Annotated in this window: 20 protein-coding genes; 12 read left to right on the forward strand and 8 right to left on the reverse strand. The window is 62.4% G+C overall.

Annotated elements, in window-relative coordinates; translation table 11 throughout:
- Positions 1-135 precede the first annotated feature (135 nt).
- From ACZYOF_RS09875 to ACZYOF_RS09890, 4 genes are all read left to right on the forward strand, one after another.
- Positions 136-1,263: an acyl-CoA dehydrogenase family protein gene (locus tag ACZYOF_RS09875; RefSeq protein WP_463715635.1), complete on the forward strand. Its 1,128-nt coding sequence runs from the start codon at positions 136-138 to the stop codon at positions 1,261-1,263.
- A 129-nt stretch (positions 1,264-1,392) separates the two neighbouring features.
- Positions 1,393-2,640 (forward strand): acyl-CoA dehydrogenase, encoded by a 1,248-nt coding sequence (locus ACZYOF_RS09880; protein WP_463715636.1) that lies wholly within the window; start codon positions 1,393-1,395, stop codon positions 2,638-2,640.
- Positions 2,641-2,773: 133 nt separating this feature from the next.
- The gene (locus tag ACZYOF_RS09885; RefSeq protein ID WP_130580869.1) at positions 2,774-4,018 is read left to right on the forward strand and encodes an acyl-CoA dehydrogenase; all 1,245 of its coding nucleotides are present in this window, start codon (positions 2,774-2,776) and stop codon (positions 4,016-4,018) included.
- Between the two features lie 2 nt (positions 4,019-4,020).
- A complete protein-coding gene (locus tag ACZYOF_RS09890; RefSeq protein ID WP_130580870.1) occupies positions 4,021-4,734 on the forward strand; it encodes a nitroreductase in 714 nt (237 codons plus the stop codon).
- A 29-nt stretch (positions 4,735-4,763) separates the two neighbouring features.
- On the opposite strand, the gene ACZYOF_RS09895 is transcribed toward ACZYOF_RS09890, so the two are convergent.
- The 3 genes from ACZYOF_RS09895 to ACZYOF_RS09905 form a co-directional block, all read right to left on the reverse strand.
- Positions 4,764-5,168 carry a hypothetical protein gene (locus ACZYOF_RS09895; protein WP_463715637.1) on the reverse strand — a complete coding sequence of 135 codons (405 nt, stop codon included), beginning with the start codon at positions 5,166-5,168 and terminating at the stop codon, positions 4,764-4,766.
- 120 nt (positions 5,169-5,288) lie between these two features.
- Positions 5,289-5,489 carry a hypothetical protein gene (locus ACZYOF_RS09900; RefSeq protein WP_463715638.1) on the reverse strand — a complete coding sequence of 67 codons (201 nt, stop codon included), beginning with the start codon at positions 5,487-5,489 and terminating at the stop codon, positions 5,289-5,291.
- A 16-nt stretch (positions 5,490-5,505) separates the two neighbouring features.
- Positions 5,506-6,291 carry an enoyl-CoA hydratase/isomerase family protein gene (locus tag ACZYOF_RS09905; RefSeq protein WP_463715639.1) on the reverse strand — a complete coding sequence of 262 codons (786 nt, stop codon included), beginning with the start codon at positions 6,289-6,291 and terminating at the stop codon, positions 5,506-5,508.
- Between the two features lie 351 nt (positions 6,292-6,642).
- Between ACZYOF_RS09905 and ACZYOF_RS09910 the strand changes: the two genes are divergently transcribed.
- The gene (locus ACZYOF_RS09910) at positions 6,643-7,305 is read left to right on the forward strand and encodes a Crp/Fnr family transcriptional regulator (protein ID WP_130580873.1); all 663 of its coding nucleotides are present in this window, start codon (positions 6,643-6,645) and stop codon (positions 7,303-7,305) included.
- A complete protein-coding gene (locus ACZYOF_RS09915) occupies positions 7,302-8,201 on the forward strand; it encodes a DUF6537 domain-containing protein (protein WP_463715640.1) in 900 nt (299 codons plus the stop codon). Before ACZYOF_RS09910 ends, ACZYOF_RS09915 begins: the two co-directional genes overlap by 4 nt.
- Before the next feature lie 41 nt (positions 8,202-8,242).
- Here ACZYOF_RS09915 and ACZYOF_RS09920 read toward each other — a convergent pair whose 3' ends face one another.
- Together ACZYOF_RS09920 and ACZYOF_RS09925 are read right to left on the reverse strand one after the other, a co-directional pair.
- Entirely contained in the window at positions 8,243-8,458 is a 216-nt protein-coding gene (locus ACZYOF_RS09920) for a hypothetical protein (protein WP_130580875.1), read from the reverse strand.
- Between the two features lie 16 nt (positions 8,459-8,474).
- Positions 8,475-8,684 carry a hypothetical protein gene (locus ACZYOF_RS09925; RefSeq protein ID WP_130580876.1) on the reverse strand — a complete coding sequence of 70 codons (210 nt, stop codon included), beginning with the start codon at positions 8,682-8,684 and terminating at the stop codon, positions 8,475-8,477.
- A 330-nt stretch (positions 8,685-9,014) separates the two neighbouring features.
- Between ACZYOF_RS09925 and ACZYOF_RS09930 the strand changes: the two genes are divergently transcribed.
- Positions 9,015-9,221, forward strand: coding sequence for a hypothetical protein (locus ACZYOF_RS09930; RefSeq protein ID WP_130580877.1), 207 nt, complete (start codon positions 9,015-9,017; stop codon positions 9,219-9,221).
- A gap of 66 nt (positions 9,222-9,287) precedes the next feature.
- Here the strand turns inward: ACZYOF_RS09930 and ACZYOF_RS09935 are convergent, their stop codons facing one another.
- Positions 9,288-9,467, reverse strand: a complete 180-nt coding sequence (locus tag ACZYOF_RS09935; RefSeq protein WP_130580878.1) for a hypothetical protein — start codon at positions 9,465-9,467, stop codon at positions 9,288-9,290.
- Positions 9,468-9,682: 215 nt separating this feature from the next.
- Here ACZYOF_RS09935 and ACZYOF_RS09940 point away from each other — a divergent pair, with 215 nt between their 5' ends.
- The 3 genes from ACZYOF_RS09940 to ACZYOF_RS09950 all read left to right on the forward strand — a co-directional run bounded on the left by ACZYOF_RS09940 (position 9,683) and on the right by ACZYOF_RS09950 (position 12,036).
- Positions 9,683-10,420, forward strand: coding sequence for a Crp/Fnr family transcriptional regulator (locus tag ACZYOF_RS09940; RefSeq protein ID WP_282529492.1), 738 nt, complete (start codon positions 9,683-9,685; stop codon positions 10,418-10,420).
- 596 nt (positions 10,421-11,016) lie between these two features.
- Entirely contained in the window at positions 11,017-11,364 is a 348-nt protein-coding gene (locus ACZYOF_RS09945) for a DUF3307 domain-containing protein (RefSeq protein ID WP_207234537.1), read from the forward strand.
- Positions 11,365-11,637: 273 nt separating this feature from the next.
- A complete protein-coding gene (locus tag ACZYOF_RS09950) occupies positions 11,638-12,036 on the forward strand; it encodes a hypothetical protein (protein WP_394568481.1) in 399 nt (132 codons plus the stop codon).
- 145 nt (positions 12,037-12,181) lie between these two features.
- Here the strand turns inward: ACZYOF_RS09950 and ACZYOF_RS09955 are convergent, their stop codons facing one another.
- Positions 12,182-12,502 (reverse strand): YkgJ family cysteine cluster protein, encoded by a 321-nt coding sequence (locus ACZYOF_RS09955; protein WP_463715641.1) that lies wholly within the window; start codon positions 12,500-12,502, stop codon positions 12,182-12,184.
- Complete coding sequence (locus tag ACZYOF_RS09960; protein WP_463715642.1) at positions 12,502-13,200, reverse strand: helix-turn-helix transcriptional regulator; 699 nt, start codon at positions 13,198-13,200, stop codon at positions 12,502-12,504. Before ACZYOF_RS09960 ends, ACZYOF_RS09955 begins: the two co-directional genes overlap by 1 nt.
- Positions 13,201-13,355: 155 nt before the next feature.
- Between ACZYOF_RS09960 and ACZYOF_RS09965 the strand changes: the two genes are divergently transcribed.
- Both ACZYOF_RS09965 and ACZYOF_RS09970 read left to right on the forward strand, forming a co-directional pair.
- Positions 13,356-13,628 carry a hypothetical protein gene (locus ACZYOF_RS09965; protein WP_282529487.1) on the forward strand — a complete coding sequence of 91 codons (273 nt, stop codon included), beginning with the start codon at positions 13,356-13,358 and terminating at the stop codon, positions 13,626-13,628.
- A 36-nt stretch (positions 13,629-13,664) separates the two neighbouring features.
- Positions 13,665-14,393: a glutathione S-transferase family protein gene (locus ACZYOF_RS09970; RefSeq protein ID WP_463715643.1), complete on the forward strand. Its 729-nt coding sequence runs from the start codon at positions 13,665-13,667 to the stop codon at positions 14,391-14,393.
- Positions 14,394-14,485 lie beyond the last annotated feature (92 nt).

The following is a 14,485-nucleotide window of genomic DNA, read 5'->3' on the forward strand; positions in this document are numbered from 1 at the left end:
GGGCGATGCGATAGCATCGAGCCCGGAATCCATTTCTCCGCTTGCGCACGCGGCGCGATGGATTCCGGGCTCGCGCTTACGCGCGCCCCGGAATGACAGTCTCTTGTCACGCATCATCAACCCGAGTGAAACGCCATGAATTTCGATTTCTCCGACGAACAGAAGCAGATGCGCGACGAGGCGCGGAAATTCCTTAGCGAGCAATGTCCGCCGAAAGCGGTGCGCACTGTGCTCGATGGCAAGGCCGCCTACGACAAGGACCTCTGGAAGGGCCTCGCCGAGATGGGTTTCCTCGGCGTTGCGATCCCCGAACAGTTCGGCGGCGCGGGCGCGGGCCATCTTGAGCTCTGCGTGATCGCGGAAGAGATGGGCCGGGCGCTGGCGCCGGTGCCGTTCTCCTCGACTGTCTATCTCGCGGCCGAAGCGTTGATGCTCGCCGGCAGCGATGCGCAGAAGCAGAAATGGCTACCGAAGATCGCCGCGGGCGAAGCCATCGGCACGCTGGCGCTGTTCGAGGGCAAAGGCAGTCCGTCGCCAAAGGCAATCAAGCTCGCTGCATCTAGCGGTGCGCTTAACGGCACCAAGAAGCCAGTGCCGGATGGGGCTATCGCTGATTTCGCGGTGGTCGCCGCGCGCACCGGCTCGACGGGACGCGATGCAGATATTTCGCTGTTCCTGGTCGACCTCAAGGGCGGCGGCGTCGATGTCAAGGAATTGACCAACATCGATCCGACCCGCGGCCAGGCCGAGATCACCTTCACCAACACCAAGGCCGAGCCGCTCGGAGCCACCGGCGAAGGCTGGGGCATCATCACGCAAGTGCTCGACCGCGCCGCGGTGCTGCTGGCGTTCGAGCAGGTCGGCGGCGCCGACCGCGCGCTGGAGATGGGGCGCGATTATGCGCTCGATCGCATCGCCTTTGGCCGGCCGATCGGTTCGTTCCAGGCGGTGAAGCACATCCTCGCCGACATGTATGTCTCGGCGACCTTGGCGCGCTCCAATTGCTACTACGGCGCCTGGGCGCTCTCGACCAATGCCGCGGAGTTGCCGGAAGCCGCCGCGGCCGCGCGGATCAGCGCGACGCAGGCGTTCCAGCATTGCGCCAAGAACAACATCCAGGTCCATGGCGGCATGGGTTTCACCTGGGAGTTCGACTGCCACATGTACTATCGCCGCGCCAACGCTACCGCGCTCGGCCTCGGCAGCCTCTCTTATTGGGAGGATGCCCTGATCGACCGCATGCGCAAGAAGAACGCGGCGTAAATTCTTGCTCGTCATTCCGGGGCGCGCGAAGCGCGAACCCGGAATCTCGACGTAACTAACCTCTGGATTGCGGATCGATCCGCGAAGCGCGGATCGTCCGGAATGACGGGTCAAAAAAGGACGACGTCCATGAACTTCGACGACACCCCGCAGGAAGCTGCGTTCCGCGCCGAGGCAAGAGCCTGGATCGCGGCGAACGCGCCGAAGCAATATGAGGACGAGCTGCGCAAATCCTCGCTCGGCCGCACCCAGCTCAAGGATGCCAACATCCTCGAGGTCGCAAAGGCCTGGCAGAAGAAGAAGGCGGATGCCGGCTGGGCCTGCCTGCACTGGCCGAAGGAATATGGCGGCCGCGGTGCCTCGCCGATCGAGCGCGTGATCTGGCAGCAGGAGGAGGGGCCGTTCGGCAGGCTCTCCGCCATGTTCATCATCGGCCACGGCATGTGCGGCCCGACCATGATGGCATTCGCTCGCGAGGAACATAAGCGCCACTATCTGCCGCCGCTGGCCTCTGGCGAAAAGATCTGGTGCCAGCTTTTCTCCGAACCCGCCGGCGGCTCCGACGTCGCGGGGCTTCGTACCCGGGCGGAAAAGAAGGGCGACGACTGGATCATCAATGGCCAGAAGATCTGGACCTCAGGCGCGCACTATTCCGACTACGGCATCCTGCTGACCCGCACTGATCCGACCGTGCCCAAGCACAAGGGCCTGACGATGTTCTTCCTGGACATGAAGAGCCCTGGTGTCGAAGTGCGGCCGATCAAGCAGGCGAGCGGGCAGTCCGACTTCAACGAGGTCTATTTCACCGACGTCAGGATTCCCGATCATCAGCGGCTCGGCGAGATCAATGACGGCTGGAACGTCTCGCTGACCACGCTGATGAATGAGCGCATGTCGATCGGCGCCGGTGTCGCGACTGGTTTCCCTGAGCTGTTCGAGTTCTGCAATAACCTGATGCTGGAGGATGGCCCCGCCATCGAAGACCGCAGCGTTCGCTCGCGGCTTGCCAACTATGCGGTCAAGGCGAGCGGGCTGAAATACACCAGCATGCGCGCGATCTCGGCGCTGTCGAAGGGCGAGCGGCCGGGTCCGGAGAATTCCATCGGCAAGCTGGTGGCGGGATCGATGATCCAGGAAGTCGCGATGTACGCGCTCGACCTGCAGGGCGCCGCCGGCGTCGTGAGCGGGCCGGAGGATGCCGAGCTCGCCGGCAAATTCCAGGCGATGCTGCTGCGCGCGCCCGGCACCCGCGTCGAAGGGGGCACCGACGAGATCATGCGCAACATCATCGCCGAACGCGTGCTGGGATTGCCCGGCGACATCAGGGTCGACAAGGACGTGCCGTTCAACCAGATACCGACCAAGGGAAGAGCCTAGCCGTCATTCCGGGGCGCCGCGCAGCGGCGAACCCGGAATCCGGAGGTTGTGGGTCGAGATTCTCCGATGTGCAATTGCGCATCATAGTTCACGCTTCGCGTGCCCCGGAATGACAAGAACAAAGGAAGCGCCAATGAATTTCGACGACACCCCGCAGGAAGCCGCCTTCCGCGCCGAGGCGCGCAAATGGGTCGAGGCCAATGCGCCCAAGGAATATGAGGCGGAACTGTCGAAATCCTCGCTCGGCCGCATTCGGCTGGAGAAGGCCGAGATCGTCGACGTCGGCAAGGCCTGGCAGAAGAAGAAGGCGGAGGCCGGCTGGGCCTGCCTGCACTGGCCGAAGGAATATGGCGGCCGCGGCGCGACCCCGATCGAGCGCGTGATCTGGCAGCAGGAAGAGGGCATCTACGGCAAATTGACCCAGCCGTTCCAGATCGGCGAGGGCATGTGCGGGCCGACCGTGATGGCCTATGGCAGCGAGGAGCATAAGCGCCGCTATCTGCCGAAGCTTGCGTCGGGCGAAGAGATCTGGTGCCAGCTCTTCTCCGAACCGGCCGGCGGCTCCGACGTCGCAGGGCTTCGCACGCGCGCGGAAAAGCAGGGCGACAACTGGATCATCAACGGCCAGAAGATCTGGACCTCGGGCGCGCATTATTCCGATTACGGGCTTTTGATCACGCGCACCGATCCCAACGTGCCAAAGCACAAGGGGCTCACCATGTTCTTCCTGGACATGAAGAGCAAAGGCGTCGAAGTGCGCCCGATCAAGCAGGCCAACGGCATGCAGGAGTTCAATGAGGTCTATTTCACCGATGTGGTGATCCCGGACAGCCAGCGGCTTGGCGCAGTCGGCGACGGCTGGAACGTCTCGCTGACCACCTTGATGAACGAACGCATGTCGATCGGCGCGCGGCTGGCAACCGGCTTCCCCGAAATGTTCGAGTTCTGCTCCAATTTGATGACGGACGACGGGCTCGCGATCGACGATCCCGCCGTGCGCTCGAAGCTTGCGAGCTGGGCCGTGAAGGCAAGCGGACTGAAATACACCAGCTACCGCGCGATCTCCTCGCTCTCCAAGGGCGAGCGGCCCGGGCCGGAGAACTCGATCGGCAAGCTCGTCGCGGGCTCGATGCTGCAGGACATCGCGACTTACGCGATGGATCTGGAAGGCGCCGCCGGCGCGCTCACGGGCGCTTCGGAGGAAGTCGCGAACGGCCAGTTCCAGCAGATGCTGCTCACCTCGCCATCGATGCGGATCGCCGGCGGCACCGATGAAATCCTCCGCAACATCATCGCTGAACGCGTGCTTGGCCTGCCCGGCGACATCAGGGTCGACAAGGACGTGCCGTTCAACAAGATCCCAACCAAAGGACGCTGACCATGGATGCGAAAACGCCGAGCCCGCGTTACACGACCGAAGATCGCATCGGCGTGCTCGAGGAGCTGCTGAACGAGCGCTACTCCGTGCGCGCCTTCCTGCCGCGCGAAGTGCCGCGGGAGATCATCGAGCATGTGCTCAACGTGGCGCAGCGCACCGCGTCCTGGTGCAACAGCCAGCCCTGGCAGGTCCTGATCGCGAGCGGCGAGGCCAAGGAACGCTTCCGCAAATTGATCTATGCCGAGGCGGCTTCCGGCACCAAGGACGACCATGACTTCGCGCCGCCGCGCGAATATGTCGGGGTTTATCTGGAGCGGCGCCGCGAAAGCGGCTTCCAGCTCTACAACACGCTCGGCATTATCAGAGGCGACAAGGCCGCGTATGCAAAGCAGGCGCTGGAGAACTACAATTTCTTCGGCGCGCCGCATGTCGCTGTTATCCACACCAACGAGCCGCTCGGCATTTATGGTGCGATCGATTGCGGCGCCTATGTCTCTAATTTCATGCTGGCCGCCCAGGCGCTCGGGCTCGGCACCATCCCGCAGGCCGCGCTCGCCCGCCATTCCGGCCTGATCCGCCGTCACTTCAATCTGCCCGACGACCGCCGCGTCGTCTGCGGCATCTCCTTCGGCTACGCCGACCATGGCCACAAGGTGAACAGCTATCGGACCTCAAGGGCGACCGTTGCGGATGCCGTGACGTTCTTGGACGAGTAATCCGTCGACGCAGGTGATCGGGCGACCGATCAGCGGGTGCGCGGTGGAATTTTCGGCAGCTTGTCAGGGTCGAATTTTGGTGTCGGCCCGATCGGCTCCGGTGCGGGCGGCTGTGGTTCGCTGAGGATCAGCGTTCCTTCAAGGAGCACCCCAGGCACCTGCTCCGCGGTCGCTGTGTAACGCCCCAACTTGTCGGCGCACGTTCCTTCAAGCCGAAGCGTAAGGTCATCGGCGCCGAAGACGGTTGCATGTCCTTCGGTGTGTCTCTTGACCGATAATGTGGCGGTGAAGCGATCCCCGTCGATTTCGCAGGAGCCGTTATAGGTCGTGATGCTGTCATGACCCCAGATCCTGCCGTCTTCGACATGGGCGATGCCGGTGCCCTGGCCCAGCGGGGTCTTGAACCACGCCGCATAGGTACCGTTTCTGAGCATGGAGGAACTTTCTCCCTCGGTGTTCACAAGTGCCCCAGCCGGATCATCGACATGGCTAGCGCTAAAACTTGGTTAACCTCCTGCTCCGGGCGAATCCGGTGAAGAGCTGCACATTGGACGTCAGGTGTGGTGGCCAAGCAGTTCTTCGATCACCTCCTCGGAGAACGTCTTCTTGACGCCCCCGATCAGGACACGTCCGGAATCTCCGGGAATTGGCACAGCGCGCGGCAGGCCGTGTTCAAGCAGAGCCCGGGCGCAGCCGACCCAGTCGCCGCCCTCGACCGGCTGGTTGCGGATTTTGTGCCACTGACGTTTGCGCACGGCGGCCAGCCGGCGGTCAGAACTTCGCCGGCCGTTTCTCTGCGCGCGCCTTGATGCCTTCCTTGATCTCCGTTCCGCGCAGGCTCTCGCGATGACGGGCGTCGGCGGCTTCCTTGTCGAACTCGCCGTGAGCGAACTCATTGATGGCGCGCTTCATGCCGGCCATGGCGCGAGGTGCATTGGCGGCGAGCAGGCTCGCGAGCCGGTCGACCTCCTGGTCCAGCTCGCTCTCGCCCACCATGGCGGTGAGATAGCCGATCTGCAGCATCTCCGGCGCGCCGATCTTCCGTCCCGTCAGGAACAGCATCTTGGCATTGTTGACGCCAAGCCGCGACACGTAACGCCTGATCCCGCTCGGGTAATAATGCAGGCCGAGCTTTGCGGCCGGCATGAACATCTCCGCGGTGTCGACGCCGATGCGGAAATCGCAGGCGAGCGCCAGATCGGTCGAGCCGCCATAGACGCCGCCGTTGAGCCGGCAGATCGTGGGCACGCGCAGATCTTCGAGCCGGTTTGCCACGCCCTCGAACGCGGAACCCGTGCTCTGCTCGTCGCCGGCAGCGCCGGCGCGCGCCGCCACCGAATTGAGATCGTAGCCGGCGGAAAAGGCGCGGCCGGTGCCGGTCAGCACCAGCACGCGGACGGCGGGATCTGCCTCGACGCGGTCGAACAGTCTCACCAGCTCGACGAGATCTTCCGCCTGCAGCCGGTTCATGTGCTTCGGACGGTTGAGGCGGATGGTGGCGCGAGGGCCCGAAATCTCGAGCAGCGGCGGGGTTGCGGTCTCTGCCGCGTCAGACATGGTTCGCTCCATTTTTGGTTCTCCAACTCGCGCCGGTTTGGCGTCGACGTCGCGGCGAGTCCGGGCCTGTTGGCTGCTTCGCGGACGTGCTAATCCACACCGGTTGCCGGAAGGTGCCTTTCCTTGCCCAGCCCGTCAATGACGACTGGCAAATGGCTGCATTCCGCCTCGGTCTCACCCGTCTGGGCATGCCAGGCGCCCTGGCCGGCGCCTGATTGGCCTGACAAAGTCGTGAGATTCGCGAACAAAAGAGCGACATTTCCCGTATATCAGGGAGAGGCTGCCGTGCGGGGCGGCCCCGGATTATGAAATCGCGGCGACATTCAATGCTTAGAAATTGGTTGGTTTCCTATGGATACCTCACATCTTGTTCAGCACGCAGGGACTGCCGGCACCTTGTTCGCGTCGATCTTCGTGATCGCGACCACCACGATGCGGACAATGATTCCCTTGCGCGTTTTCGGCATTCTCGCAAACATTGTCCTGATCATCACGGCCATCCCGATCCATAATTATCTGGTCATTCTGGTCCAGATAGTCATGCTGCTGGTCAATACCTATCGCCTGCACCAGATGCTGCAGCTCGTCCGCGACGTCAGGAAATCCGTCAACAGCGATCTCTCGATGGAATGGCTGAAGCCGTTCATGACCGAGCGCAAATGCGGCGCTGGCGAAGTCCTGTTCTACAAGGACGAGAAGGCCGACAGCATGTTCTACATCGTCAGCGGCCGCTTCCGCCTGGTCGAGTCCGGCATCGAGCTGCCGGTCGGCGCTATTGTCGGCGAGCTCGGCATGCTGTCGCCGTCCAACGTCCGCACGCAAACGCTGGAATGCGTCCAGGGCGGCGTCATCCTTTCGGTGAGCTACGACCAGGTCGAGCAGCTCTATGTGCAGAACCCGGCCTTCGGCTTCTACTTCCTCAGGCTTGCCAGCGCGCGGCTGTTCCAGAATATCGATACGCTGGAGCAGCGGCTGGCCCAGCAGGTGGCGGCGGTAGAGCCGAAGCCGGCATGACGAGCGAGAGTGCGACCGTGGCGGACGACGACGGCATCCTGTCCTCGTTGCGTTATCTGTTCGCCGATTTCCTCGGCGACGAGGACAGCACGCCGCCGGTGCTTCCCGAGGGATTGCCGGAGAGCGTCGCAGCCGTCGCGAGCGATGCCATCCACCTCCTGATCGACTATCAGAGCGCCGGCTACGCCCAGCTCTATGTCGACCGCTTGCGGCGCTTCGTCGGCAGGCGCGACGTCGACGAGGTGATGCTCGCCGAGATCGCGCAGTTGATGATGCAGCGCATGGCCTATGAGGATCCGATCCGGATCGCGCAATTGAAACTGCTCGAGCTCGAGCAGAAGGGTGCGCGGGCTGGATCGGTGGATATCAGGAGATTCCGATTCGACGAGTTGGTTGATGCTCTGCCTGCCGCGGTCGCCGCGCCGGTGCTCGATATTTTGGAGTGGCAGGGCTGGGCACGAAGGACGGTCAAGGTCAAATTCTCCACCAAAAACCGCTTCAGCGTCCGTCGCCTGAAGCTCGAGGCCGGCCTCAAGCGCTGGCGCCTGTTCTCGATTCGCTACGCCAAGGAGCGGGTCTGGGTGGAGCGCTGGCTGCACATGATCAACCGCAGCCTGGCCAAGCAGCCCGCCGCTGCTCTCGCGGTCATCCGGACGGCGACGATGATCGAAGGCTATGGCGCGAGCTACCGCCACGGGCTCGCCGACTGGCACACGATCATCGACGACCTTGCCAAACCGACCTTCGATGGCATGCTCGCCTTGCCTGATCTCGCCGGGGCCATTGCAGAGGCACGCGCGGCAGCGATGCCCGATCCGCGGCAGGCGGCGCTGAAGCGCAAGATCGCGGAAATCCGCGCCCGAATGCCTGCCGGAGCCAGTGCCACGGCCGGCTAGAGCATGATCCGGAAAAGTGGATAGCGTTCCTGCGAAAGCCGTTATTTCGCGGCGGGAGCCAGATTGCTGAGCGCTCGCTCGCCCGCGGCGATCAGGTCCGTCAGCGTGGTCTTGCCGCCCTCGGCGGATCTGATGATCCGTCTGGCGATTCTCTTGCGAACCGAGTGCCGTTCGCCATGCTGCGTTTGCTCACAGATCCGATCCAAGGCGGCGTTCATGATTGCCAAGGTCTTCGAATCAAATTTGCCCTCGATCATTTGCCCCTCCCTGATCTCACCTCTCATTGGCCGCATCGGCATGGCGGACGGCCAGCATGGCGCTGACATCGAGTACATTCTCGGTCTGCCTGGCTTTCTTCATTAACGCATCGCGCTCGCGGCCAAGCGGCAACCGGCGCGCAGCGGCGCGGGCATCACGGGCGAATTTCTGCAAACGGACCTCGAATGGCTCGGTCGGCCGCGATCTGTTTCGCTTCTTCTTCATGCCGCCTCCGATCTGGAAGCGAAGCTAGTCTGACGCCTCGACAGCGTCCTTAACCTATGAAAGCCGATCAAACCAAAGATGCAAATCTTCGGCGACTGGAACGTTTGCCGCGGCCGGACGTAAGCCTGTTGCTTCCGCTATCCGTCCCCGGAGGATGGCGGAAGCACTCCGATGACAGGCCCCGGCGAAAGAGGTCGCCGGGGCCGTCGAGGCATTCGATCATGATCCGATTAGACGGAATCGGATCATGATCTCATCTCTTTGTTTGCGCATGATCTTTTCGGAAAACCGGTTTCCATTTTTCCGGATCATGCTTTAGGGAAGCAGCCGATGACACGTTCGAGCCAAGGCATCGTCAGGGACAACAAGGGCGAAGAGCAGCCTGCCGACAAGCGGCGCGCTCAGACCGTGCACAAGACGGATCCGAAGCATTCGGTTTCGAAGGAAGCGACCCGCGATCCCAAGCTCACCGAGGACAACAAGACGCCGGGTTCGGGCATGGGTGCTGACGACAGCGGCGACGCGCCGACGGGATAGGAACGAACTCGCGTTGGGTTTCTTGCGGCGCGGCGCTTCACAACGGCTTGATGCGAGTGCGTCCACTCATTCGGAGCCATCGTCCAGTTTGGCGACGATACGCACCCCCTGCCAGACCTCGATCGTACCGCCATTGAAGTGCTGGCGTGCCCTGGCGACCGCCTCCTCGTCCGTCTCGCTTTCCAGCTCCATCCGCTCGCGAATGTGGCCGTCGATTCCCAACAGATAGGCCCGGTATTCCTGCATCACATTTCCCCGACTGCACCACCGCCGATCGTCACAGACAGGGTTCCGCGTGCGCATTAACATGTGCTGGGGTCCTTGAAGAAACTCGCATTTTAGGCGTCACTACTCGCAACCTGATAGAGTATGATATATAATTAGCTACTTGAGAGTGAATAACATAGGTTATTGAAATCGGTCCTATCCTTACTCGACTTATTAGCGGGGAGACTGTCCCTTTGAGTCCACTCGTTCGTAAGCTTGAGCAGTTTGTGCGGCTGTCGTCGGCCGATCGCGCGTACCTCACCCGCGCGGCATCGGAACGGCTGCGCAAGTTCGGTCCCCGGGTCGATATCGTGCGCGAAGGCGAGAGGCCCAAGGACGTGCAATTGGTCGTTGCCGGCTGGGCATGCCGCTACAAGCAGTTGGAGGACGGGCGACGGCAGGTGGTGTCCTTTTTCCTGCCGGGCGATAGCTGCGATCTCAACGTCTTCATCCTGCGCGAGATGGACCATTCGATCGGCTCGATCACGGACTGCACCATCGCCGACCTGTCGCGCGATTTCTTCGAGGAGATCAGCGTCGGATATCCGCGCATCGTGACGGCGCTCTGGTGGGAAAGCCTGGTCGATGCCGCGATCCAGCGCGAATGGACGTTGAACCTGGGTCAGCGCACGGCGCTGGAGCGCATGGCGCATCTTTTGTGCGAGCTGTTCTTCCGCCTACGTCTTGCCGGTCTCACCAACGGCGACGGTTGCGACTTCCCCTTGACGCAGGCCGATCTCGCCGACGCCAGCGGGCTGTCCAAGGTGCATGTCAACCGCACCCTGCAGGAATTGCGTTCGGCGAACCTAATCGTCTTGAAAGGCAAGACGCTTGTCGTGCCGGATCTTCGGCGCCTGATGAATGCCGGCCTGTTCAACGCCAACTATCTGCATATGGAGCGCGAAGGTCGTCAGCTCGATGCCACCGAATGATGCCGCCCGGTCGGTGATCGCTTGACGCTTCGTATCACGGACGCCTGGAGGCGGGTGTACTGGTGGCTGAGCCCGGGAATGGCGGCGCTCAGACCCGGCAGCCGGTCCCTGCACGGCGACGCGGGGGCGGTTCGCGTGACCTCGCAAAATCTTCTTGAAACGCCTGTTTCGTTTGCTCTGTTTGGAGTATTTATCTATTTGTTTTTGCGAGTTTTTTTGCTGCAACGCAACTCCGTCGCGTTCAGGAGGTCGCGATCATGTTGGGCGAGCGATGCTGCGGGCCTGAACGATGTCCGGCTTTGTCCCGACTACAGATGGCCGTCGACTGTTAACCTTTGTGGCCTGCGCGGCGATGCCGCAGCACTATCGCCGTAGGGCCACACCATATGAATTTCGGAGGACCGAGAGGTGCATTCGGGCGCGGGAGATGCCATAAATGGCCGCAAGTTTTGAATATTGCGGGTTTAAGAAGAAGTTGCGCTGACGCCCAGGTCCGGTTTCTCTCCATCATTTTCCATCAGTCGCAGCGAAGGGCGTCAGCTTTGTCGTTTCCATCCATGTCGTCGTCGGTCCCGGTTGCAGCGCTGGTAGGATGGATGCTGCTGCTAACCGCCAAGCACATCGTGGCGGATTTCTTTCTGCAGAATTCCTGGATGGCGATCGGCAAGGATCAGAAGATCGGCTGGGCGCTGCCTTTGTTTGCGCATTGTCTCGTGCACCTTGCGACCTCGTTGCTCCTGATCCTGGTGATCGCGCCAAGATTCTGGTTCGTCGCCTTCATCGATTTCTTCATCCACCTTGCGGTGGATCGCGCCAAGGGAATCACCACCTCGACCTTCGGCGTCACGACCGAGCACCCGTGGTTCTGGTCACTGATCGGCGTCGATCAGGCGCTGCATCACCTGACGGGCTTCGGCCTTTCGATCTTCATGGCCGTGAACTGAGTTGCGTCCGCGTTCTCTTGTGCCGGCAGGCGGAGGTGTCGTCATTCCGGGGCGCGCCGGCGCGATCCCGGAATCCATTGGGCCGCATGTTCAAGCAGTGAAATGGATTCCGGGCTCGATGCTGCGCATCGGAATGACGGGGCGCTCCCGAGCGTCAGCGGAGGCCGTTCTGATTCGCTCAAAAATCGCAATCGCCCCGGATGACTACTGGCGCCCGTGGTTAACCCTTCGTTAGAGAATTGCACGGCATCTTCCGGACCAGGGAGAACTGCAATGTTTTCAAGCCGCAATGCCTTCGAGAACGACGTTTGCCCGGTCCGCGAGGAGCTGCTCGGACAGATGTACCGCGCCAATCCTGCTGGCCTTCAGGCCCTCGTCGAAAGCGTCTCGTCCGATGTCCGGGCAATGCTGGCGCTGTTCTGCTATCGCCGCCATCATCTGCATTCGCTGGCAGTGGCGATCGCCGCAAGCTGCAGCGAACGCGAGCTCGCTTATTTCGGCGGCCACGTCGGCAACAACCTTTATAAACTGTCCCGCCAGCCGGCCCGCTCCGCAGCGCCCTCGCATGGCGGCCGCAAGCCGATCACGCTGTCGACTAAGCCGCTGGCGACCTTCGCGCCGATCGTCGACGACCTCGACGAGGAAGAGGTTGCCGAGACTGTGACGGTCTAAGCTCCACCTAGTCACGAACTCTCCCTCATCCCGAGGAGCCGCAAAGCGGCGTCTCGAGGGATGGGCCGCGGGCGAGATCTGGGCCTCATGGTTCGAGACGGCGCTTCGCGCCTCCTCACCATGAGGGACTCCTGCCGTATCCGGGCTACGGTTCACCTGCCAACACCGGCAGTCCGTGCCGGCGTCGCGCCATCGCGCATTCCGCATCGCCGGGCAGGCAGGTGCGGCAGACCTCGGGCCGTATCGCATAGATCGCGCAGCTCGTGGCCACGCCGATCTTGCCTGACAGTGCCGAGCAGCGGTCGCCGTCGCAGCGCATGCCGGATTGCCTTGCATTGACGTATTCTAGCGGGATCAGGTCGAGCGCCGCGTCGTCTTCGGTGGTGAAGCGGGGCCAGTTCTCCGAGTAGAAGCAGCACGCGCCGCAGGCCTGGCAGGGATTCTCGGTCGCATTTTCGATCGCCATCAGATGTCCTTCGGCGCTTCCCAGACCAGGCTGCGGCGCCAGCGCGCCCGCAACAGGTCGCGCCTCTCAGGATATTTCTCCTCATGATAGACCGCGTCGAGCACGCGGTCGGTGCGGAAGCTGCGGAAATCCTTTCGCAGCTCGCACCATGCCGCCAGGATCCGCACCGCCTCGTGATAGCCGACCGCGATCGGCCAGATCGTGCGTTCGGTGTCGCGGCCGCGTTCATCGCGATAGTTGAGGGTGATCTTCTTGCCGTCGTGGATCTGCGCGCGTGTCCGCACCATGTCGATGCGGTCGGGCTCTCGGTTCCAGGCTGAACGGGCGCGGCTTGCGGGTTCGAGCACGAACGGCCGCAACCGCTCCGGCACGGTATCGGCGATCTTCGCCATCAAATCCTGCGCGGCGCGCGCCAGCGCCGGATCGGCGTGGCCCGTGACCCAGCTCGCGCCGAGCACGCAGGCCTCGATCTCGTCGGGCGTGAGCATCAAGGGCGGCAGGTCGAATCCTTTTTCCAGGATATAGCCCATGCCGGCTTCGCCGCGAATCGGCACGCGCTGCTCGATCAGGGTCGCGATGTCGCGATAGATCGTGCGCTTGGATGTCTCGAGCTCGGCGGCGATCGCATCCGCAGTCAGCGGTTTGCGGGTGCGCCGAAGCACCTGGATGATCTGAAACAGCCGGTCGGCGCGTCTCATGGCAGCTCTCTTTGGTCGGTCTCTCTCGCTGGTCTCTTGGCTAGTCAGTTCCAGGCCGTCGATTTTCCCGAGGTCGGCCTCGCCGCTGCTGACAGAATGTTGGCAGCAGGGGGTGGTTATAACGGGACAACATCTCAACTGAAGGGAATTTGTCCATGCTGAATCATCTTAGTAAGGCCGGCCTCGATAGCCGTCTTGAAAGGTTCAGGCGAGCCCAAACCTTTGCGTTGGAACAGCTCGTCACAATCCACACCGTCTCCTGCGACCTCCGCTGGGCGCTCATCGAACTGGCCCTGCGTTCGATCGCCGCCCTGTTGACGGCGGGCGGGAGGCACGTGGTCTTCCGCAGCCGCCGCCTCGTGAAACGGGTTCGTTTGGCGACCCATTTTACCCCTGCTGACACCATGGTGGCAGCAGGGGGCCGCTAGGCTCGGTGCCGTTTTTTGGAAATTGGGAGGCTCCAGATGATTATTCTCCATGGCTTCGGCCCGGGGTTCGGCTTGCCGGAAATCAGCCCCTTCGTGACCAAGACCGAGGTCCAATTGAAAATGGCCGGGCTTGCCTATTGCAAGGAGAGGGCGATGCCGCCGAGTTCGCCCAAGGGGCAATTGCCCTATATCCGTGACGAAGCGGAGACCATCGCCGATTCCACTTTCATCCGCGCGCATATCGAAGGCAAATACGGCTTTGACTTCGATGCGCCCTTGAGCCTACAGGCGCGCGCGCAGGCCTGGGCGTTCGAACGGATGATCGAGCACCATGTCTATTGGGCCCTGGTCGGCGCACGCTGGGTGGATGAAATCAATTTCGCCAAGGGGCCTGCGCATTTCTTCGACGGCGCGCCGGAGCATCTGCGCGAGAAACTGCGCGAGGACGCGCAGTTCCGTGTCGCGGAGAACTATTTGCTGTCTGGCCTCGGCCGCCATGCGCCCGACGAGGATATCGACCTTGCCATCCGGTCGCTGTTCGCGCTTTCCGTGCAACTCGGCGACAAGCCGTATCTGATGGGCGACACACCGTGCGGCACGGATGCCACCGCGTTCGGGGCGCTTGCGGGAATCCTGACCCCGTTCTTCGATTCTCCGCTACGCGCGCGGACCGAGAAGTTCAGGAATCTCACTGACTATGTCGACCGGATGATGGGGCAATATTATCCGGGGTTCGCCTGGTCGCCCGTGCGCGAAGCGGCCTAGCTACGATGAGGTTGCAGCTCGCAGCGTTTTCGAGCGAAGTGGATACCGGTTCGCGTGAAGAAAACGCGTCAAAACAAAAGACCAGAGCTTCG

This window comes from Bradyrhizobium sp. LeoA1Lang (genome assembly GCF_055413685.1).

Coding starts and splice junctions, on each gene's coding strand:
- ACZYOF_RS09970 (WP_463715643.1), top strand. CDS start 13,665: ATGATTATTCTCCATGGCTTCGGCCCGGGGTTCGGCTTGCCGGAAATC.
- ACZYOF_RS09955 (WP_463715641.1), bottom strand. CDS start 12,502: ATGGCGATCGAAAATGCGACCGAGAATCCCTGCCAGGCCTGCGGCGCG.
- ACZYOF_RS09950 (WP_394568481.1), top strand. CDS start 11,638: ATGTTTTCAAGCCGCAATGCCTTCGAGAACGACGTTTGCCCGGTCCGC.
- ACZYOF_RS09885 (WP_130580869.1), top strand. CDS start 2,774: ATGAATTTCGACGACACCCCGCAGGAAGCCGCCTTCCGCGCCGAGGCG.
- ACZYOF_RS09930 (WP_130580877.1), top strand. CDS start 9,015: ATGACACGTTCGAGCCAAGGCATCGTCAGGGACAACAAGGGCGAAGAG.
- ACZYOF_RS09945 (WP_207234537.1), top strand. CDS start 11,017: ATGCTGCTGCTAACCGCCAAGCACATCGTGGCGGATTTCTTTCTGCAG.
- ACZYOF_RS09920 (WP_130580875.1), bottom strand. CDS start 8,458: ATGATCGAGGGCAAATTTGATTCGAAGACCTTGGCAATCATGAACGCC.
- ACZYOF_RS09905 (WP_463715639.1), bottom strand. CDS start 6,291: ATGTCTGACGCGGCAGAGACCGCAACCCCGCCGCTGCTCGAGATTTCG.
- ACZYOF_RS09925 (WP_130580876.1), bottom strand. CDS start 8,684: ATGAAGAAGAAGCGAAACAGATCGCGGCCGACCGAGCCATTCGAGGTC.
- ACZYOF_RS09935 (WP_130580878.1), bottom strand. CDS start 9,467: ATGCAGGAATACCGGGCCTATCTGTTGGGAATCGACGGCCACATTCGC.
- ACZYOF_RS09880 (WP_463715636.1), top strand. CDS start 1,393: ATGAACTTCGACGACACCCCGCAGGAAGCTGCGTTCCGCGCCGAGGCA.
- ACZYOF_RS09910 (WP_130580873.1), top strand. CDS start 6,643: ATGGATACCTCACATCTTGTTCAGCACGCAGGGACTGCCGGCACCTTG.
- ACZYOF_RS09895 (WP_463715637.1), bottom strand. CDS start 5,168: ATGCTCAGAAACGGTACCTATGCGGCGTGGTTCAAGACCCCGCTGGGC.
- ACZYOF_RS09960 (WP_463715642.1), bottom strand. CDS start 13,200: ATGAGACGCGCCGACCGGCTGTTTCAGATCATCCAGGTGCTTCGGCGC.
- ACZYOF_RS09875 (WP_463715635.1), top strand. CDS start 136: ATGAATTTCGATTTCTCCGACGAACAGAAGCAGATGCGCGACGAGGCG.
- ACZYOF_RS09890 (WP_130580870.1), top strand. CDS start 4,021: ATGGATGCGAAAACGCCGAGCCCGCGTTACACGACCGAAGATCGCATC.
- ACZYOF_RS09915 (WP_463715640.1), top strand. CDS start 7,302: ATGACGAGCGAGAGTGCGACCGTGGCGGACGACGACGGCATCCTGTCC.
- ACZYOF_RS09965 (WP_282529487.1), top strand. CDS start 13,356: ATGCTGAATCATCTTAGTAAGGCCGGCCTCGATAGCCGTCTTGAAAGG.